Raw genomic sequence first — 18,415 nt, forward strand, 5'->3', positions numbered from 1 at the left:
CCGTTCTATAGATCGAGTACGAGGCGTGCGCTGCGTGCGCGGGAGACGCAGATGAGCATGTGATCGCGTTGCTCCTCCGGCGTCAACCGTGTTTCGAGGTGCTCGGGCTCGCCCGACAGCACGCGCACCTTGCAGGTGCCACAGAAGCCCTGCTGGCACGAGTATGCGATATTGGGCTTCTGCTGCTTGACCGCCGTCAACACGGAGGCGTCGGCGGCGACGTCGAGCACAGCGCCCGTGCTGATCAGCTGCACCTCGAAGGGCGTGCCGTCGAGAATCGGCGGCGGACCGAAGCGCTCGAAATGCAATGCGGTGGAAGGGCACTCGCGAAAGTCGCGGCGGACGGCGTCGAGCATGGGGGTGGGACCACAGCAATAGACGGCACCGCCGGCCGGCGCGCGCTCGAGCAGTTCACCCTCGGTCGGGTAGCCGTACACGTCGTCGGTGCGGACGAACACGCGGTCCGACTCCCAGCTCTCGATCTCCTCGAGGAAGGGCATCGTCTCGCGGGATCGACCGCAGTACACGAACTGCCAGTCCATGCCGAGAATTCTTGCGGCGCGGACCATCGCGATGATGGGAGTGATGCCGATGCCACCCGCGATGAACAGGGCGCTGCCCTCGCCGACGAACGGGAATCCGTTGCGGGGACCACGGACGGTCACCTCGGTACCTGGCTCGAGCCCGTGCATCTCGATGGATCCACCTGCGCCGGTGGGGATTCGACGCACCGCGATCCGGTACGAGCTGCGATCGGACGGGTTGCCGCACAACGAATACTGTCGACGACGGCCCGAGGGCAGGTGCAGATCGAGATGGCAGCCCGGATGCCAGACCGGCAGCCGATCCCCCGTCGGCGACGCGAGGGTGAGGGCGGCGACATCGTTGTCCTCGGCGACGATCTCGCGTTCGGTGACGACCAACTTCAGCGCGGAATCGGGATTGTGGCCGGCGACGGCATCGTTGTACTCCGCACCGGCCGCCGCCTGCATGTACCCGTTGAGGAACGTACCGAGCAGCTGCATCGAGCGATCGGGACGTGCTCGTCCGCGCAGGTCCGGCGGCGCATCCTTGGGAAGCAGCCGCGGGACGCGTCGTGAGTTGAGCTTCACCGTGCCGCAGCCTGCGCGGCAGGCGAGGACGCGAGGTACCGGACTGCCTGTGCGGTGGAGCCTTCCTGGCTGGGGTGGTACGACTTCTTCAGGTACCGGGACATACTGCGACCGACGTGCGTCAGCGCGGGAAGGGTGCCGCGTTTGACCGACTTCCGCCACAGAGCCGACCGAGGCTTGCGCACGGACTTGGGCGCGGTCGCCAGCTCCGGGTCGTTCTTCATCAGGAAGATGATCCCGCGCATCCAGATGTACGCCATCAACGGCACGACCACCACGAAGGTACGAAGGCGACGGACCTCGCGCTTGTCGAAGTAGCGGAGCGTGTCGTAAGCGACCGAGCGATGCTCGACTTCTTCGGCACCGTGCCAGCGCAGCAGATCGAGCATGGTGGGGTGGATGCCCGCGCGATCGAGACCGTCGGCGTTGAGCACCCAGTCGCCGAGAAATGCCGTCACGTGCTCGATTGCTGCGATCAGAGCCAGTCGCTCGACCAGGTTGTTCTTCGATCGCAGACTGGTCACCGAATCGGATCCGAGGACCTTGCCGAAGGCCCATTCCATCTGGTCGGTGAAGGGTTTGGGGTCGAGTCCGTTGGCTTTCAGGTGTACGAGTACGCCGGTGTGGGCCTCGGCGTGGACGGCCTCCTGGCCGATGAAGCCGATGACGTCGTCGCGGAGCTTCTCGTCGTCGATGTACGGCAGGGCTTCCTTGAACGTGTCGACGAACCAGTGCTCACCGGCGGGCAGCAGCAGGTGCAGCACGTTGAGCACGTGCGTGGTGTACGGATCGCCCGGCACCCAGTGCATCGGCAGGTCGCTCCAGTCGAACTTGACGTTCCTGGCCTGCAGCATCACTTCGCCGGGATCCGACGCGACGGTGTTCCGTTCGTTCATCGAGCCCACCTCCTCAACATCCGCATGTGTGGCCGATGCCACAGTGCGCGCTTAAGTATAAACATCAGTTACATATAAAAGGAACCGTGTCGGTCGTGAATGAGAGACTGCGAAGATGACCGACTCCTCCCCCGTGTCGATTCCCCCTGCCCCGGCGTCGACTCCCCCGAGTCGCGTCCCCATCGCCTGGCCTGCCGAATGGCCCGCCGAGGTGCGAAAGATCGCCGATGCCACGAACGATGCCCTCGCCGCCGTGGCAGCGCGGGATCCGATCGCGTTCGACGATGCCGTCGAACTACTGGGCCGCTCGGACTCGGCGCAGGCCGGTCACGTGCATGCCGAAATGGTACGCACGTTGCTCGAAGAGGTACATAGCGATGGCTTGACCGGCGAGAACGTCCAGGAGGTGCTCGGCCGAACCGTGCGAGGCGCGGACTGGCTGCCGAATCTGGACATCGCCGGGTTCGTCGAGGTGCTCACCGGGGCGCTGGGTGTTACGGACGTCGATGAGCAGCCGCGGTCGAGACCGCGGCCCGCCCATGCCCTGTTGGTGGTGGCGGACCTGCTCGCGGTGCGCCGCGGTCGCGCCGAGACCTACCTGCGCCTCGCGCTGGCCGATATTCACCGAGCCGAGACGATCGAGATGCCCTAGCAAAGTCTTCGCCTGTCTTGTCTACATGCAAGACAGGCGAAGAAAGCGCTACCGATTCGGAAGGTGACGTCGAATTCGCAGTTGTGCAGGCAATTAGGGCGTTATGACCTGCATAACTGCGATCTCGACGTTTGTCGGGGCTACCGATGCAGAATGTTCGCTCCGGCGATGATGGCCCGGACGGCCGACAGGGTTGCGTCGGGCTCGATGGACATCGACCATTCGCGGCGACCGTCGTGCTCGGTCAGGACGAAGGTGGCGGTCTCGTCGCCGATGATCTGCTGGTGGAACGAGAGGATCTCGATGCGGAATCCGGCGTCGTGGAGCATCGACGTCAACGCCTCGATCGGCCCGTAAGTCGTTGCGGCACAGGCGATGATCGTATCGCCGATGCCGAAGGTGGCGTCGAATTCGATCTTTCCGCCGCTCGCCTTCGTTCCGGTCCACGATCCGAGCCGAAGAGGGCCGGTGGTGGGCGAGAAGCGGTCGGTGAAGGCCGTCCACGTCATGGTGCGCCAGGTGGACTCGGTGATCTCGTCGCGCATCGTGCGCGGCAGCGCGCAACCGAAACGGCCGTGGAAGGGATCTGTGGCGAAAGAAGAAGCAAGTGCATTCATTTCAGCGGTCTTCCGAATGTGAGGGAGGACCGAGATAGCACGACGACCCGCAGCGAGGGGTCGGTCCGAATCAGACCCCGCTACGGCGGCGTACTACGAGAATGCGCTTCACGCTCTCGAACCTAGCGGCGACGTGGGCTGCGGCGCAAGTATTGAATGAATATAGATATCTAGGACACGAGCTAGATGTCCGCAGATATCGCACGATTGGTTGTAACTTTGGCCCCATGGACCCCGTGCGTAACCCTTACGCTCCCGGCGCCGGCCAGCGCCCACCCGAGCTCGCAGGCCGAAAGAAACAGCTCGACGCCTTCGACGTCGTGCTCGAACGCATCACCCGCGGCCGACCGGAACGCAGCGTCGTTCTCACCGGGCTGCGAGGCGTCGGGAAGACGGTATTGCTCAACCAACTCCGATCTGCGGCCATCGCCCGCGGATGGGGCACCGGCAAGATCGAGGCTCGGCCGGACCAGGAACTGCGTCGACCGCTGTCGTCGGCGCTGCACATGGCGGTCCGTGGAATCGCGGCCTCGCATCGAGATCCCGAACGCGTCGACGAGTTCCTCGGCGTACTCAAGGCCTTCGCGCTGCGCTCCACGGCCGACAAGGGCATGCGGGAACGGTGGCAACCCGGCATCGACGTCCCGGCGAAGACCGGCCGCGCCGACTCCGGTGACATCGAGATCGACCTCGTGGAACTACTGCTCGACGCCTCCGCACTGGCAGGCGACGTGGGCGTGGGCATCGCCATCTTCATCGACGAGATGCAGGATCTGGGCCCAGCCGACATCTCCGCGTTGTGTGCGGCCTGTCACGAGCTCAGTCAGGACACTGCGCCGCTGATCATCGTCGGGGCCGGGCTGCCGCACCTGCCCGCCGTGCTGTCGGCGTCCAAGAGCTATTCCGAGCGCCTCTTCAGCTATCACCGGATCGGCCGACTCGAACGAGCCGCAGCCGACCTGGCCCTGATCGCCCCGGCCGATCGCGAGGACGTCGAGTTCACCCCCGACGCGCTCGACGCGCTGTACGCGGCCGCCGACGGTTACCCGTACTTTGTGCAGGCGTACGGCAAGGCCACCTGGGATCTCGCTGCCGACACCCCGATCACTGTCGAGGACGTGCGCGTCGCCGCGCCGACGGCAGAAGAGGAATTGGCCGTCGGATTCTTCGGTTCTCGCTACGAACGCGCGACGCCTGCCGAGCGCGAATACATGCGCGCGATGGCCGAACTGTCGGTGGACGACGGCTCGGTGCCGACCTCTGCCGTGGCGACCGAGCTGGGGCGCAAGCCGGCGTCACTGTCTCCGGCGCGGGACGGCCTGATCAAGAAGGGGCTGATCTACTCGGCCGAGCGCGGCACCATCGCCTTCACGGTGCCGCACTTCGGCCGCTACCTGCGGGCACAGACCGACGAACCTGCGGCGGTCTGACGGCCGCCTAGTGTGCCTCGGCTCGCTCGGCGCACAGCTGCTCGAGTTTCCGCACTGCCCGTCGGTCGGAGCGATCGACGTTGACGAGATCCGGGTCACCGTCGTAGAAGTCGATCAGACGCTGATCCATCACCTTGCGCCACAGCGGCGGAACCAGCGCGCAGAAGATCATCACCGCGTAGCCGGCCGGTAGCTGCGGGGACTCGTCGACGGTGCGCAGTGCCTGATAGCGCCGCACCGGATTCGCATGATGATCACTGTGACGTTGCAGGTGGTAGAGGAACAGGTTGCTCCAGAGGTGATCGCTGTTCCAACTGTCTCGGTGGGTCGGCTTGCCGTATCGACCGCTCGACCGCTTCTGCCGCAGCAGTCCGTAGTGCTCGAGGTAGTTGGCCGCCTCGTACAGGACGATGGCGATGGCTGCCTGAATCAACAGATACGGCACGATCACCGTGCCGAAGACGGCGATCAGTGCCCCGAACAGCAACACGCTCATGGCACCGGCATTGAACAGGTGATTCTTGTGGGTCCACCTCGACATGCCCTGCCGCGCGAGGCGTCGGGACTCCAGCTCCCAGGCCGAGCGCAGACCGTGCACGATCGTGCGCGGCAGAAACTTCCAGAACGACTCGCCGAATTTGGCCGACGCCGGGTCCTCCGGGGTCGCCACGCGCAGGTGATGGCCGTGATTGTGCTCGACGTAGAAGTGGCCGTAGAGCGTCTGCGCCAGCGTCACCTTGGAGAGCCAACGCTCGCGGAGTTCGCGCTTGTGGCCGAGTTCGTGGGCGGCATTGATGCCGACGCCACCGACGATGCCCACGGTGATCGCGAGGCCGATTCGCTCGGGGACTCCCAACGGCCCGTGCGCCCACAGATAACAGGCGGCGACGAGCCCCGCATACTGCAGCGGCAGGAACAGGTAGACGCACCAGCGGTAGTACTTGTCGTTCTCCAGCGCGGCGATCGCCTCGTCCGGGGGATTGCTGCGGTCCACTCCGGCGAATTTGTCCACCAGCGGCAGGGCGACGCCCATGATCATCAGGCCGAGGGTCCAGAACGCCCCGGGCCCGAGAAGCGATACCAGCCCCCAGGCCAGGAACGGGCTCAGGGGAATGATCAATCCCAGCGGCCAGAGGTAGCGTTTGGGGTCGCGCCACCGCGGCGACGTACTCGTGGCGGACTCATCACGCATTCTGGATACTTCACTCCTGGTCGGTGCCGTGCCCCGAGGTGCGAGGACAAATCGGTAGTGGCGTGTCACAACTACATCGCCGGTCCCACCAGGATAGTTACCCAAGCAAATATGTGCGGGTTCGCCGATGGGCCGTCGGACGCCCCGCTGCCCTTGTACGGTGACCGGATGAAGCATGTCGAGTCGGCGTTCGTCGGAGTTCACGGAACCCGAATCGTCTACGACGTCTGGACCCCCGAGACCACGTCGACCGGGATCGTGGTGCTGGCTCACGGCCTGGCCGAGCACGCAGGCCGGTACCGGCACGTCATCGAACGGCTGGGCTCCCTCGGCCTTGTCGTCTACGCGCCGGACCACCGCGGACACGGGCGATCCGGTGGCAAACGAGTGTCGCTGGAGAAGTGGTCCGACTTCACCGACGACCTGCACACGCTGTTCGGCATCGCAGCCGCCGAGCATCCGAATCAGCGCACCTTCCTGCTCGGCCACAGCATGGGCGGTGCCATCGCACTGTCGTACGCACTCGACCATCAGAGCGACCTCGACGGTCTGATGCTGTCCGGGCCCGCAGTGGCACCGAGCGTGGGACAGCCGAAAGCCCTGGTGGCGGTGGGCAAGGTCCTCGGACGTTTCCTACCGGCAATTCCCGTGCTGAAGCTCGACCCCGATCTCGTCTCGCGCGATCGAGATGTGGTCGACGCCTACGTCGCCGATCCGCTGGGTTACCACGGCACGGTCCCGGCGGGCCTGGCCGCAGCCATGCTCGGCGTGGGTGAAACCTTCCCGGCACGGTTGCCGTCGCTGAAGATTCCGGTGCTGCTCCAGCACGGGACTGCGGACGGATTGGCCGATGTCTCGGGCAGCGAACTCATCGCCGAACTCGCCGGATCGGACGACCTGACCCTGAAAACGTACGACGGGCTGTTCCACGAGGTGTTCAACGAACCGGAGAAGGAGCGCGTACTCGACGACCTCGTCGACTGGCTGCGCCCACGTGTACACACCGGCGCTGTAAGTTCCTGACGGATCTTTTCGAAGAAGGGGGTACGACCATGACCAGGCGAGCACTCGTATTGGGCGGCGGCGGAGTCGCAGGTATTGCGTGGCAGACGGGTGTCCTACTGGGATTGGCAGAATCCGGAGCCGACGTCACCGACGCCGAGATGCTGCTGGGAACGTCGGCCGGCTCCTCTGTGGCAGCTCAGATCTCCAGCGGAGTTCCGCTGGCCGAGTTCTTCGACCGCCAAGCGGACGAGGCGAAGCAGGACGACGAGCCGCACGCCGAGGCGACCATCGACGAACTGGTCACCATGTTGGCTCGGGCGGCGCAGAACTCCGACGGCAGTGCACTGGACACCCGCCGACGCATCGGCACCGCGGCGCTGGCGGCATCGACGATCACCGAACGCGAGCGTCGCGCCATCGTCGGACGACGGTTGCCGACGCACTCGTGGCCCAACCGCGATCTGAGGATCGTCACCGTCGACGCGGTGACCGGCCGTCATCGGGTTCTCGACCGTGGCTCGGGCGTTCAACTGGTCGACGCGGTGGCCGCGAGCTGCGCCATCCCCGGCATGTGGCCACCGGTGACGATCGGTGATCATCGGTACGTCGACGGCGGTATCCGTGCAAGCGAAAATGCCGATCTGGCAGTCGGTTTCGAGAAGGTACTGGTGCTCAAGGTCGGCGCGCTCGATCTCGAGGACGATCCCTTCGAGATCGAACGAGAGCGGCTGCTCGCCGGTGGATCCAAGGTGGAAGTGATTGTCCCCGATGCCGATTCGGCGGCCGCCATCGGCCCCGATGCCACCGACATCGCGGTCCGATCGGCTGCAGCCGTGGCCGGACGAGCACAGGGCAATGCCATCGCGGAACGCATCGCCGAGTTCTGGGTCCAGAGAACCCCCTAGCCGAACAGTGCAGCGCCGTTCCCCCAACAGACGGCGCGAACCCAGTGATCGCCCAGATCGAGTCGGCTCACTGCCTGCAGGGCGTGCAGATACGGGTACGGGATGTTGGGGAAGTCGCTGCCGAACAGAATGCGATCCTGCAGGTCGAGCAGTCGCGGTCGCTCGTGCTTCGGGAACGGTGCACCGGCCTCGGAGAAGTCGGTGAACGCCATCGTGGTGTCCAGTCGAACGTTCTCGTAGCGATCGGCCAGTTCGAGGAACTCGACATACTCGGGCATGCCCATGTGCGCGATGATCAGTGGAAGCTTCGGGAACCGTTGCAGCAGCTCGGCAATCGGCCCCGGTCCGGTGTGAGTGCCGGGTGCCGGGCCGGAACCGCAGTGAATCACCACGGGTACCTCGGCGTCCGAGATCGCGCTCCAGACGCCGTCGAGCAGGGGGTCGTTCGGTGAATAGTTGCCGACCTGGATGTGCGACTTGAAGATTCGGGCACCGTTCGCCAAGGCCTGCTCGACGTACTCGGTGGCCCCGTCCTCGGGGTAGAAGGTGGCGGTCTGCAGGCAGTCGGGGGTTCGCGCCGCGAAGTCGGCACCCCACGAGTTGAGCCAGGCCGCCATCGACGGTTTGTGCGGGTAGATCATCGACGTGAACTGTCGTACTCCGAATCCCCGAATGACCTGCAGCCGTTCGTCTTCGGCGAACCGATAGGAGATGGGCCAGACGCTGCCGGTCAGCGGACCTGCACTGTCGAAGTAGCTCCATACCTTGTCCATCACGTTCTTCGGCATGAAGTGCGTGTGGACGTCGAACAGGCCGGGCAGCGACAGCTCGGTCCAGAAGGCGACGATTCGTTCCGTCTCCTCGACGAGTTCGTCGTCGGTGCGCGGTTGCTCAGAGTGCGACATGGGCGTCGAACCACTCGAGTGTCTTGCCCCAGGCATCAGCGGCCGCGTCGGCGTCGAACACGGCAGGCCGGTCGTCGCAGTGGAATCCGTGCTTGCCGTTCTCGTAGCGCGTGATCTCGGAGTCGACCGGCGCCGTCGCGGTGATCTCGCGCAGCGTCTCGACGTCCTGGAACGGGATTCCCTCGTCCAGGTCTCCGAAGAAGCCGTGCCATGGCGTCCGGAGGGCGTCGCCAATCGAGGCCATCGCGGGATAACCGAAGCGGCTCTTTGTGATTCCGCCACCGTAGAACGTCGCAGCCGCTCCGAGGGGGCGTCGAACAGCGGTCTGGAACGCGACAGTGCCGCCCATGCAGAAGCCGACGATCGCGATGGACGAGGGCTCGAATCCCAGCTCGGCGAGTGCGCTTGCCGCGGCGTCCACGTCGGAGTCCACCTCGTCCGCAGCGAGTTTCCCGATGGCCGCCATGGCCGAATCCATGTCCGAGTAGTCGAGCACGGTGACGCCGTCCTGCCGGTGGAACAGGTGCGGTGCGACCGCAACCCACCCTGCGGCTGCGAGGCGATTGCAGACGTCGACGATGTGATCGGTGACCCCGAAGGCCTCCTGGATGACGATGACGCCGCCGCGGGCGTCACCGTCGGGACGGACGACGGTGAGGGGAGTGGTGTCCATCCTTCGATTGGAGCACATCACCAGTACCGGATGCCGGTAACCACGGTGAGTTCCGCAGTTTTGTACGGTGGCGTGCAGGGAACGATCCCGACCGAGAGGACAACTCATGCGCGCGGTACAGATCTCCACCCTCGACGGACCCGATTCGGTGACCGTCGTGGACGTCGACGAGCCTGCTGCCCGCGACGGGTCGGTGGTCATCGAGGTCCATGCCGCGGGCGTCGCCTTTCCCGACGCATTGCTCACCCGCGGGCTCTACCAGTACAAGCCCGAGTTACCGTTCGTCCCCGGTAGCGAGATCGCCGGCATCGTTCGGTCGGCACCGCCGGAGTCCGGCTTCTCCGCAGGTGATCGAGTAGCCGCTCTCACCGGACTGAGCGACGGAATGGCCGAGGTCGCCGTCGTATCCCCGGACACGGTGTTCGCGTTGCCCGAGTCGGTGTCCCTCTCCGCAGGGGCAGGGTTGTTGTTCAACGACCTGACGGTGCACTTCGCCCTCCGGGAACGCGGTCGTCTGGCACCGGGCGAGACTGTCCTGGTGCACGGCGCAGCAGGGGGTATCGGAACCTCCGCGCTGCGAATGGCTCCGGTACTCGGCGCATCTCGCGTCATCGCCGTGGTGAGCTCGGAGGCCAAGGCCGACATCGCCCGTTCCGCCGGAGCCACCGACGTGGTGCTCGTCGACGGGTGGAAGGACGCGGTGAAGGAACTGACCGGCGGCCGTGGCGTCGACGTCGTCGTCGATCCGGTGGGCGGTGACCGGTTCACCGACAGCATCCGCTCGCTCGCGCCGTCGGGCCGAATCCTGGTGCTGGGCTTCACCGGTGGCGAGATTCCGACGGTCAAGGTCAACCGATTGCTGCTCAACAACGTCGACGTCGTCGGCGTCGGCTGGGGTGCGTGGTGGATGACGCGCCCGGGCTACCTCGCCACCCAGTGGGCCGAGATCGAACCGCTCCTCGCCGACGGATCGCTCAGCGCACCGGAGCCGTCGGTGTTCCCGGCCGCCGACGCTGCCACCGCCATTGCCTCACTGGAGAACCGTACTGCCGCAGGCAAAGTGGTGCTCGACTTCACGCGCTGAGTTGCGGTCGAGCTGCCGGTTCACTCCGGCAGCTCGACGCCTCTCGCCTCGGCCAGGGCTGCGATCTCGGCTGGGAAGACGTTCTTGAACACGAACGGATCGGTCCCGAGCGCCCAGTTCGGTGCGAGCTCGATGGCGTATCGCTCGAAGTAGCCGAGCTGCTTGGCCACCAGGATCAATTCCTCCGGGCTCGACGTCTTGTACTGCTTGCCCATGCCCACCAGCGCTCGAATGAAGTCCGCCAGGCTGAAGTGCGCGAGGGTTGCCGAGAGCATCGGAGCGAACACCGACTGTAGGATCGCGCCGACCTCGGCGTCCGAGCCCATCTGCGGGGCAACGATTCCCAGACGCTTGACCGTGCCAGCGAGTCGGGTGAAGTCGCCGTCGATCACGGTGGCGTGGAACAGATCGAGCAGCAGCGCGCGCCACTGCTCGTCCACCTCGCCCATCACTCCGAAGTCGAGGAACGCGACCCTGCCGTCGTCGAGGACCCACACGTTGCCCGCATGCACGTCGCCGTGGAAGAGGCCGTGCAGCACAAGCGCTTCCATCCAGACCTTGGCGGCGCGGCGGACGATCAGCTCGGACTGCTCACCCGGCTCGTAGCGGTCGAGTGGGGAGCCGTGCATGCGCTCCATACAGATGACGCGCCCGCCGCAGTAGTCGAGAAACACCTCGGGCGCGGTGACGTGGGCGTTGTCGCCGAACGTGCCGATGGCCGCGCGAAAGCTGTCCTGACGCTTGGCTTCCACGGCGCTGTCGAGTTCGGCGAAGGTGGCAGCGTGCAGGTCGACGATGATCGCCGACGCGTTGGCCGTGGCGAAGAACGGAATGAACTTCTCGAGTCCGCGAGCGATGAGGTACGCGATACGCAGGTCGATCTTCATGCGGTGGTAGATGCCTCGCCGCTGCACCTTCATGACCACTTCACGGCCGTTGTCGCGGCGCACGCACAGATGCACCTGAGCGACCGAGGCGGACGAGAGCGGCACGTCGTCGAACGAGGAGAACAGGTCGTCGATTCCGCGGCCCAGATCGGCCTCGATCACCGCTCGCGCCTGCGACCCGGGGAACGGTGGCACCTCGTCGAGGCAGCGCAGGCAGGTGTCGGCGAGGACCTTGGGAAACAGCCCTGGTGAGGACCCCATCAACTGGCCGACCTTGACGAAGGTGGGACCGAGAACGAAGAAGGCGTCGACGACGGCCTCCGAGGCGTGCAGCGGCCACCCGCGTCGTGGCGCGCGAACCCAACGGCCGATTGCGACGAATTGGAAGTACGCCAACACCGACCCGATGACGATGAGCCGCAGCAGTTCTCGTACCCCGAAAGTCTTCAGCTCGGGTGCCGGCTTGGGCGTCAGGGGCTTCGGTGTCATGCGTGCACCCCCGCAGGCACGCGCGCAGCCGAGGCTTCCAGGCGCGCCAACAGTCGATCGAACCGCGTTGCATCGCCGGAGGCACGTGAGAGCACCAACGCGCCCTGAATTCCGGCCACGATCTCCTCGGCCAGTTCGGCTGCGGATTCGCCGTGACCCAGACGGCGCAGTACCGGAGTGAGTGCGTCGATCCAGTGGGTGAAATGCGCTGCGACGCGGCCCGAGAAGGCCGCACGTTCGAGACCGAGCGTGAAGGCTCCGAACAGGCACACCAGACGGTTGGACCGGAAGTATCGAGCGGTCTGCTCGAACATCTCGTGGGTGGTCGACGCGGCATCGGTGCCGTGTCGCAACGGCTCGAACACATTGTGGTGGAACCACTGCTCGACGTCGTCGAGGACGGCCTCGGCCATCTCCTGCTTGCCCCGCGGAAAGTAGTGGTAGAGGCTGCCTTTCCCCAGGCCGGTCTGTTTGCTGATGACCGCGAGGGTCGACCCGTCGAATCCGTGGTCGCGGAACACCCCTGCGAGTACCGGCACCACGTCGTGGCGATCGCTCATGAGCCGGTACTGTACCAATCGGTACACGCCGGGTGTATCGGGGTCGAGCCGAGATGGGTCATGCAGCTGTGAAGAGAACTACCGTCCTGGCAGCTGGAGCCTTTCTCGTCGGCGGGGTGACCTATCTGGCCGCCGAGGCCGTCGCCGCGCTCGGGTGGACGGACCGGCCGTACAGCTACGCCCGCAACAACATCAGCGACCTCGGAATCCCGGACATCTCACCGCTGCACGCGGTGATGAACACCGGCTTCATCGTCGACGGCACGTTGTTCGTCCTGGCGGGGCTGGGACTGTCGGTGCTCTTCGACGGCCGCGCGCGGTGGATCGTGGCCGGTACCTCCGTCGTTCACGGTGTCGGCAGCATCGTCGTCGGGCTCGCTCACGCCTCGGTCGACGGAGCCTCGACGCCTCATGCGGTGGGTGCGGGTATGGCGATCGTCGGCGGCAATCTGGTGCTGCTGGCCGCAGGCCGATACGGCGGCCGCGTCGGCGCGCCGCGTTGGTACACCGTGGGCAGTGCGACTGCAGGAGTGGCCGGCCTGGTGGGGCTGGCCCTGTTTCTCGCCGACACCGGAATCCTCGGCGGCGGAACATTCGAACGCATCTCGGTCTACACCATCATCGGATGGGAGATCGTCACCGGTGCAACGATTCTCGCGAAGCGTCGCTCAGCCGAACTCCGGTGACTCCTTGGCCAGAAAGGCGCGCACGCCTTCCCGGCCGTCCGCCGACTCGAACGCCTCCTCGAACACCGGCAATGCCCGTCGTGCCGGTAGGCCGGGGGACTCGCCGAACGTGAGCGCGAGGGCACGCTTGTTCGCATGCACGGCCGTGCGGGACTTGCGAGCCAGCGCGTGCGCCAAGCCCAGTGCCACCGACAACGACTGTCCGCGCGGAGCGACCCGATTGATCAGGCCCCACTGAAGAGCAGTCTCGGCCGAGACGGGCTCGCCGAGCAGCACCAGTTCGGCGGCGCGTGCCTGACCCACCCGCCGCAACGCACGCATGGACCCGCCACTGCTGGGGATAACCCCGAGGTCGATTTCCGGGAGTCCGAGTCGAGCCCCTTCGTCGGCGACGACGAGGTCGCAGCACAGCGCCAGCTCGAGGCCGCCGCCCAACGCGAATCCGTCGATTGCCGCCACCGTGGGCAGCGGCAGATCGTCGAGCAACTCGAGGGTGGCGTTCTCGAGATTGCTCTTGCGGGCGAGCACGTCACCGCCGTCCTGCATCTCGGGCATCTCGGATATGTCCGAGCCGGCACTGAACACCCGGTCGCCGGTGAGAACGATCGCCCGAACCGCGGCACTTTCGGCCAGCTCGAGAAGGACGGCGCGCAGTCGCCGCGTCGCCGGACGGGTCAGCGCATTGACCGGCGGGTTGCTCAGCGTGATCTGCGCGACGGCGTCGTGCGGAAAGGTCAGGACGGGAGAAAGTGCGGTGGGCATACTTCGGAACCGTAGAGCGTGCGGCTGACCTGGCGATTGGGAGACTGCCGAACTGGCATGTAGCGTGGTGAATACCCGACGCGGGGTGGAGCAGCTCGGTAGCTCGCTGGGCTCATAACCCAGAGGTCGCAGGTTCAAATCCTGTCCCCGCTACTACACGAGTCAGGCCCGACATCGATGATGTCGGGCCTGACTCGTCTGTGTTGCAGATGTGTTCGGTTATCAGGGCTGCAGTCTGAATTGCACGACGGCGGTGACATTCTCGATGGCGTCGTTCAGAGCGGTCATGCGTGCTCTGGCGTCCGGCGCAGCCAGGATGTCGAGTCGATCGGACTGACCCATCGGAATCAGAGCTGTCAGCGACCAGATCTTCTCGGCGGCCGAGATCGGCAGGCCCAGGAAGTCCGGAACGCCCGGTGTGGCAACGGTTTCCGTCGATTCGAGTCGACCGATCAGCTCGTAGAGATCCTCGACCCGCGCCCAGGTGGCGTCGAATTCGGTGTCGGCGATCACCGAGTCGGTGTCTTCGTCCGGCCACGCTCGAACGTCGGCCAGCGGGTACGGATCGTCCGGCAGCCAGGCGTCGATCCTGATCCGTTCGCCGCCGACGCATTCGAGTAGATATCGGCCGTCACCGATGGACTCGTGGCCGATGATGTGTGCGGTGGTGGCCACATCGTGGCGAACGTCGCCGCCGCCGGCCTCGTGCCCACGCGCGATGAGTACCACGCCGAAGCTCGGATCGTCCTGCTTCAGGCAGTCGTGCACCAGAGCTTGGTACCTCGGCTCGAAGATGTGCAGTGGAAGGCGTTCGCCGGGAAGCAGCACGCTGCCGAGCGGGAACATCGGAGTCACGCTCACGGGTGCTGCAACGGAACAGCCGCCGGGGTGATCGCCGCAGGCGCGCTCTTCTCGGTCCGGTTGGAGTCCAGGAATTCGTCGAGCAGTCGGAAGAAGAAGTCCGGCTCGTCGAGCTGGGGAAAGTGCCCGGCGTCGGGAAAGATCTCGACGCGACTGTTCGGAACCTCGCGTCGAATGTTGTCGGCGTGCTTGGCGGGAATCATCCGGTCCTTGCCGCCCCAGACGAGCAGCGACGGAATCGACTCGAACTTCTCGAAATGTTGCTTCGCGCTGACGGTCTGACCACGCGGGCCCACCACTGCCCGCGTCGACGCCAGAAACGCGCCGCGGGTGGAGCGGTCTGCCACCGACCGGAACGACCGCCAGGTCTCGGCCATGCTGGGGCCCGGCTTCACCGGCAGACCCCATTTGCCCAACTGCGCCAGCGCACTCTCGGTGTTCCTGCGGAACCAGTCCGATGCGAGCAGTGGGAGCACCAGCTCGCTGCCGGGCAGCGTCGCGGCCTTGAGGAGCAGGCTCACTTCGGGGCCGAGGCCGCCGCTGCTGACCAGCGCCAGGCGATCTACCCGCTCGGGGAAGAGATACGTCAGCTGCATGACGATGCCGCCGCCGAGCGAGTGACCGACCATCGGGGCGGAGTCGATGTTCAGGTGATCCATGAGATCGCGAATGGTGGCCGAGTGCGAACTCAGCGAGTAGTCGCCGGTCGGCTTGTCGGATTCACCGTGGCCGAACAGGTCGGGTGCGATGACCCGATACTTGTGCGACAGACGTTCTATCTGCGTGCCCCAGGACTGATGCGATCCGAGCAGGCCGTGCACCAGAATCACGGGCGGGCCGTCGCCCATGTCCACGTATCGCAGGACGTCCTTGTGTAGTTCTACCGACTGCAATTCGTACGATGAACTCATGGTCGACCTCCTCGTCGTGTGATTCCCGGATCGTCGCGTGGCTCGGCGAGCCGCTGGCACAAACGTACAAGCTGAGCCGACACTGCGACAGACCCTCGGTCAGCGCGCGAGCCCCGCATCGTCGAAGGTGGTCGCGATCGTCTCGGCCAAGTGCTCGGCCATCGGTTCGCGCAACATGTCGATGTGATCTCCCGAGATGTCGACGAAACTCAGCTCACCACGGCCGACCGTCTGCCACGACCTGAGATCTTTCACGTTCTCTGCTGTGCGAACCACGGTCATCGAACCCGACCACGGTGTCGGCACGTGCTTGTTCAACGCCACGTACCCGATGCTCGCGAAGACCAACCATTCCATCGTCGTCGGGTAGCGCAGCAACCCGGCGAACTGCATTCGTACCCAGAGGGCGGCGGTGCCGATGCGGCCGAGGTGGAAGCCCGCTTCTTCTCGCGTCCGAGCAGGGGGAGCAGCCGGAACCTCGGTACCGCCGGGCAACTTGTCCAGCAGATGCCGGAACAGCCGTGTGTCGAGAAGGAGCAGGTGCGGGGAGCCGAGGCCGGAGTCTCGGATCTCTTCCGCCATCGCGATGGCAATCCAGCCGCCGAGCGAGTGGCCGACCAGATGGAACGGGCCCTCGGGCTGGACCGTGCGAACAGCGTCGACGTAGCGCTTCGCGGTCCGCCGAATCGTGCGGTCCGGGCGTCCGCGCTTGCCGCGGCCGTGTGCCTGCAGCGCATACACCGGGCGGTCCTCGTCGATGTGTTTGACCAGATTGAGGAATGCCATCGCTCCGACGCCTGCACCGCCGATCAGGAAGATCGGTGCCTTGCTGCCCTCGGTGCGCAGCGGCACGAGCACATCGTGTTCGCCGGTTGTGCGCCGACGTGCAGTTGCCGCGTCCTCGAGGCGAGCATCGACAGTCACGGCCAGTGCTCGAACAGTGGTCGCCGCGAACACGTCCTCCGGCGTCAGATCGATCTTCAGGCTCTCGCGAAGGTGAGCCAGCATTGCCGTTGTGGTCAGCGAATTGCCGCCCAGCGCCAGGAAGTCCTCGTCCCGGCCGATGGTGTCCAGCCCGATCGCGGTGCGTGCGGCCTCGGCCACGATGTACTCGGTCGGGCCGACCGCAGTGCGCTCGACGCGTCGATCAGCGGGCTCGGGCAATGCACTTCGGTCGAGCTTGCCGCGCTCGTTCCGTGGCATCGCGTCGAGCGCGACGATGTGGGTGGGCACCATCCATTCCGGCAGCGTCCGGCGCAGCGACGCTCTGATCTCGGCCACCGACGGTCGTCGCCCGGAACGGGCCGAACACACGTAAGCGACCAGGTCGGTATCGGTGCCGGAGGTTCTGCCGATCACCGCTGCGTCGCCGATCTCCGGCATGGCGCGCAGCGCCGCCTCGACCTCGGCCGGCTCCACCAGGTATCCGCGCACCTTGACGGCGTCGTCGATGCGTCCGGCCAGGTGCAGCGTCCCGTGTTCGTCGAGTCGGCCCAGATCGCCGGTGCGGTAGCGGAACAGACCGTCGCCGAGCGCGGCGAATCGCTGGGAGTCCAGACCGGCACCGCCGAGGTAGCCGTCGGCCAAGCAGTTCGACGTCACCCGTACCTCGCCGATCACGTCGGGTGCGCACGGCGACCCGTCGGAGGTGACCACTTCGACGAGCTTGCCTGCAATGGGTCTTCCTGCGGGGAGAAAGCCCGAGGGCAGCGCTCGTTCGAGCGGATATTCGCCGTAGGCGACGGCACCGGCTTCGGTGGTCGCGTACCAGTTGACCACCGTGGCGCGGCTGTCGAATCGACGCCGAAAGCCGTCCGCATCGTCGGAGTGCAGGGCTTCCCCGTATGTGATGACGACCCGCAGCGTAGGTACGCCGCTGCGACCTGTAGGCCCGTGATCGGCCGCGGAGACTGCGCGCAGCAGCGACGACGAGCAGTGCAGCGTGGTCAGGGAATGCGCGGCTGCCCACTCGACGGTGCTGCTGGGGACACCCGACCTGGGGTCGCGGCAGTGCACGGCGGCACCGCTGAGCAATCCCGCGAACAACGTGTTCAAGCCGGCACCGAAGCTGACCGGTAGCGAATTTCCGACGCGGTCGTGAGGGCTCAGTGCCAACGCGTTGGCAACCTCGTATGCCTTCGTCAGACACATGCGGTGGCTGAGGATCACGCCCTTGGCCGTGCCGGTGGATCCCGAGGTGTAGTTGATCACCGCGGTGTGATCGCCCGACAGCGTCGGCAGCGGAACACAGGAGTCCACGGCGGCGGCGACGGTGGCGGAGTCGATCGCCGTCGCAGCTGCTTGGTCGATGATCGTGGCGCGGCGCTCGGCGGGAAGCATGGGGTCGAGCGGCACCAGGGGATGGCCTGCGGCGACGACGGCCAGCATCAGCACGATCGAATTCGTCGTCGCGTCGGTGTCCACGGCGAGCGGCCGAGAATCGGCGGGAAAGAGGGTGGCGATCTTGCGGGCCAGAGAATAGGCGCGGTGGAGGAGTTCGTCGAAGGTCAGCGAGGTGCCGTCGACGTCGAGCGCGACGGCGTGGGGCAGGGCGTGAGCCACCTCGCGGTAGCGGGCCATCAGGGTGTCGCGACGTTCGGGCCGGCACAGCGGGGCCAGTGGAAGACGGGTCGGCGCATCGATGTCCTGAATCGACATGATTCTCCTTGCACGAGCCCGACCCGTGATGACGGAGTCGGTTTGCAACCCACAAACCGGCTCGAAGACTGTTTTACCGACTCAAAGGTAGACGCGCATGACCTTTTTACGCAAGCGGAAAACCGGACAT

Annotated in this window: 18 protein-coding genes and 1 tRNA gene; 7 read left to right on the forward strand and 12 right to left on the reverse strand. The window is 65.8% G+C overall.

The features are described from left to right. Window positions 1–5: 5 nt before the first annotated feature. Window positions 6–1,025, reverse strand: a complete 1,020-nt coding sequence (locus AB0366_RS15440) for a PDR/VanB family oxidoreductase (protein WP_366244945.1) — start codon at window positions 1,023–1,025, stop codon at window positions 6–8. 83 nt (window positions 1,026–1,108) lie between these two features. Continuing rightward, window positions 1,109–2,008, reverse strand: coding sequence for a metal-dependent hydrolase (locus AB0366_RS15445; RefSeq protein ID WP_366244688.1), 900 nt, complete (start codon window positions 2,006–2,008; stop codon window positions 1,109–1,111). Between the two features lie 115 nt (window positions 2,009–2,123). Here AB0366_RS15445 and AB0366_RS15450 point away from each other — a divergent pair, with 115 nt between their 5' ends. Further along, a complete protein-coding gene (locus AB0366_RS15450) occupies window positions 2,124–2,660 on the forward strand; it encodes a hypothetical protein (RefSeq protein ID WP_366244689.1) in 537 nt (178 codons plus the stop codon). A gap of 140 nt (window positions 2,661–2,800) precedes the next feature. Here AB0366_RS15450 and AB0366_RS15455 read toward each other — a convergent pair whose 3' ends face one another. Next, on the reverse strand, window positions 2,801–3,277 hold the full coding sequence (locus AB0366_RS15455) for a 2-isopropylmalate synthase (RefSeq protein ID WP_366244691.1): 477 nt from the start codon (window positions 3,275–3,277) through the stop codon (window positions 2,801–2,803). 227 nt (window positions 3,278–3,504) lie between these two features. Between AB0366_RS15455 and AB0366_RS15460 the strand changes: the two genes are divergently transcribed. Next, window positions 3,505–4,707 carry an ATP-binding protein gene (locus tag AB0366_RS15460; protein WP_366244692.1) on the forward strand — a complete coding sequence of 401 codons (1,203 nt, stop codon included), beginning with the start codon at window positions 3,505–3,507 and terminating at the stop codon, window positions 4,705–4,707. Window positions 4,708–4,714: 7 nt separating this feature from the next. On the opposite strand, the gene AB0366_RS15465 is transcribed toward AB0366_RS15460, so the two are convergent. Further along, on the reverse strand, window positions 4,715–5,899 hold the full coding sequence (locus AB0366_RS15465; RefSeq protein ID WP_366244693.1) for an alkane 1-monooxygenase: 1,185 nt from the start codon (window positions 5,897–5,899) through the stop codon (window positions 4,715–4,717). Window positions 5,900–6,067: 168 nt separating this feature from the next. Between AB0366_RS15465 and AB0366_RS15470 the strand changes: the two genes are divergently transcribed. Both AB0366_RS15470 and AB0366_RS15475 read left to right on the forward strand, forming a co-directional pair. Beyond that, a complete protein-coding gene (locus tag AB0366_RS15470) occupies window positions 6,068–6,922 on the forward strand; it encodes a lysophospholipase (RefSeq protein ID WP_366244694.1) in 855 nt (284 codons plus the stop codon). A gap of 29 nt (window positions 6,923–6,951) precedes the next feature. Continuing rightward, window positions 6,952–7,809 carry a patatin-like phospholipase family protein gene (locus AB0366_RS15475; RefSeq protein WP_121871444.1) on the forward strand — a complete coding sequence of 286 codons (858 nt, stop codon included), beginning with the start codon at window positions 6,952–6,954 and terminating at the stop codon, window positions 7,807–7,809. Here the strand turns inward: AB0366_RS15475 and AB0366_RS15480 are convergent. After that, the gene (locus AB0366_RS15480; RefSeq protein ID WP_366244695.1) at window positions 7,806–8,714 is read right to left on the reverse strand and encodes an amidohydrolase family protein; all 909 of its coding nucleotides are present in this window, start codon (window positions 8,712–8,714) and stop codon (window positions 7,806–7,808) included. The two genes, AB0366_RS15475 and AB0366_RS15480, sit on opposite strands and share 4 nt — an antisense overlap. Further along, entirely contained in the window at window positions 8,701–9,387 is a 687-nt protein-coding gene (locus AB0366_RS15485; RefSeq protein WP_366244696.1) for a dienelactone hydrolase family protein, read from the reverse strand. The genes AB0366_RS15480 and AB0366_RS15485 overlap by 14 nt, the downstream gene beginning before the upstream one ends. A 106-nt stretch (window positions 9,388–9,493) precedes the next feature. Between AB0366_RS15485 and AB0366_RS15490 the strand changes: the two genes are divergently transcribed. After that, on the forward strand, window positions 9,494–10,471 hold the full coding sequence (locus tag AB0366_RS15490) for an NADPH:quinone oxidoreductase family protein (protein ID WP_366244697.1): 978 nt from the start codon (window positions 9,494–9,496) through the stop codon (window positions 10,469–10,471). Window positions 10,472–10,491: 20 nt separating this feature from the next. Here AB0366_RS15490 and AB0366_RS15495 read toward each other — a convergent pair whose 3' ends face one another. After that, entirely contained in the window at window positions 10,492–11,847 is a 1,356-nt protein-coding gene (locus tag AB0366_RS15495; protein WP_366244698.1) for an AarF/UbiB family protein, read from the reverse strand. After that, window positions 11,844–12,407, reverse strand: a complete 564-nt coding sequence (locus tag AB0366_RS15500) for a TetR/AcrR family transcriptional regulator (RefSeq protein WP_366244699.1) — start codon at window positions 12,405–12,407, stop codon at window positions 11,844–11,846. Before AB0366_RS15500 ends, AB0366_RS15495 begins: the two co-directional genes overlap by 4 nt. A gap of 68 nt (window positions 12,408–12,475) precedes the next feature. On the opposite strand from AB0366_RS15500, the gene AB0366_RS15505 reads away from it, so the two are divergent. Next, complete coding sequence (locus AB0366_RS15505) at window positions 12,476–13,093, forward strand: DUF998 domain-containing protein (RefSeq protein ID WP_366244700.1); 618 nt, start codon at window positions 12,476–12,478, stop codon at window positions 13,091–13,093. Here AB0366_RS15505 and AB0366_RS15510 read toward each other — a convergent pair. After that, a complete protein-coding gene (locus AB0366_RS15510) occupies window positions 13,076–13,855 on the reverse strand; it encodes an enoyl-CoA hydratase-related protein (RefSeq protein ID WP_366244701.1) in 780 nt (259 codons plus the stop codon). The two genes, AB0366_RS15505 and AB0366_RS15510, sit on opposite strands and share 18 nt — an antisense overlap. Window positions 13,856–13,934: 79 nt before the next feature. Between AB0366_RS15510 and AB0366_RS15515 the strand changes: the two genes are divergently transcribed. Further along, a tRNA-Met gene (locus AB0366_RS15515) sits at window positions 13,935–14,008 on the forward strand. A gap of 69 nt (window positions 14,009–14,077) precedes the next feature. Here the strand turns inward: AB0366_RS15515 and AB0366_RS15520 are convergent. The 3 genes from AB0366_RS15520 to AB0366_RS15530 form a co-directional block, all read right to left on the reverse strand. Continuing rightward, the gene (locus tag AB0366_RS15520) at window positions 14,078–14,716 is read right to left on the reverse strand and encodes an LON peptidase substrate-binding domain-containing protein (protein ID WP_128645735.1); all 639 of its coding nucleotides are present in this window, start codon (window positions 14,714–14,716) and stop codon (window positions 14,078–14,080) included. Beyond that, window positions 14,713–15,627, reverse strand: a complete 915-nt coding sequence (locus AB0366_RS15525; RefSeq protein ID WP_121871420.1) for an alpha/beta fold hydrolase — start codon at window positions 15,625–15,627, stop codon at window positions 14,713–14,715. The genes AB0366_RS15520 and AB0366_RS15525 overlap by 4 nt, the downstream gene beginning before the upstream one ends. A gap of 99 nt (window positions 15,628–15,726) precedes the next feature. Next, a complete protein-coding gene (locus AB0366_RS15530) occupies window positions 15,727–18,285 on the reverse strand; it encodes an alpha/beta fold hydrolase (protein ID WP_366244702.1) in 2,559 nt (852 codons plus the stop codon). Window positions 18,286–18,415 lie beyond the last annotated feature (130 nt).

This window comes from Rhodococcus sp. NPDC076796, from assembly GCF_040702765.1.
In the GTDB taxonomy this organism is placed as follows: domain Bacteria; phylum Actinomycetota; class Actinomycetes; order Mycobacteriales; family Mycobacteriaceae; genus Rhodococcoides.

Bases quoted from the DNA above. Each gene is read 5' to 3' on its own strand.
- AB0366_RS15510 (WP_366244701.1), bottom strand. From the start codon at position 13,855: ATGCCCACCGCACTTTCTCCCGTCCTGACCTTTCCGCACGACGCCGTC.
- AB0366_RS15530 (WP_366244702.1), bottom strand. From the start codon at position 18,285: ATGTCGATTCAGGACATCGATGCGCCGACCCGTCTTCCACTGGCCCCG.
- AB0366_RS15460 (WP_366244692.1), top strand. From the start codon at position 3,505: ATGGACCCCGTGCGTAACCCTTACGCTCCCGGCGCCGGCCAGCGCCCA.
- AB0366_RS15495 (WP_366244698.1), bottom strand. From the start codon at position 11,847: ATGACACCGAAGCCCCTGACGCCCAAGCCGGCACCCGAGCTGAAGACT.
- AB0366_RS15485 (WP_366244696.1), bottom strand. From the start codon at position 9,387: ATGGACACCACTCCCCTCACCGTCGTCCGTCCCGACGGTGACGCCCGC.
- AB0366_RS15440 (WP_366244945.1), bottom strand. From the start codon at position 1,025: ATGCAGCTGCTCGGTACGTTCCTCAACGGGTACATGCAGGCGGCGGCC.
- AB0366_RS15490 (WP_366244697.1), top strand. From the start codon at position 9,494: ATGCGCGCGGTACAGATCTCCACCCTCGACGGACCCGATTCGGTGACC.
- AB0366_RS15455 (WP_366244691.1), bottom strand. From the start codon at position 3,277: ATGAATGCACTTGCTTCTTCTTTCGCCACAGATCCCTTCCACGGCCGT.
- AB0366_RS15500 (WP_366244699.1), bottom strand. From the start codon at position 12,407: ATGAGCGATCGCCACGACGTGGTGCCGGTACTCGCAGGGGTGTTCCGC.
- AB0366_RS15470 (WP_366244694.1), top strand. From the start codon at position 6,068: ATGAAGCATGTCGAGTCGGCGTTCGTCGGAGTTCACGGAACCCGAATC.
- AB0366_RS15465 (WP_366244693.1), bottom strand. From the start codon at position 5,899: ATGCGTGATGAGTCCGCCACGAGTACGTCGCCGCGGTGGCGCGACCCC.
- AB0366_RS15445 (WP_366244688.1), bottom strand. From the start codon at position 2,008: ATGAACGAACGGAACACCGTCGCGTCGGATCCCGGCGAAGTGATGCTG.
- AB0366_RS15450 (WP_366244689.1), top strand. From the start codon at position 2,124: ATGACCGACTCCTCCCCCGTGTCGATTCCCCCTGCCCCGGCGTCGACT.
- AB0366_RS15475 (WP_121871444.1), top strand. From the start codon at position 6,952: ATGACCAGGCGAGCACTCGTATTGGGCGGCGGCGGAGTCGCAGGTATT.
- AB0366_RS15480 (WP_366244695.1), bottom strand. From the start codon at position 8,714: ATGTCGCACTCTGAGCAACCGCGCACCGACGACGAACTCGTCGAGGAG.
- AB0366_RS15525 (WP_121871420.1), bottom strand. From the start codon at position 15,627: ATGAGTTCATCGTACGAATTGCAGTCGGTAGAACTACACAAGGACGTC.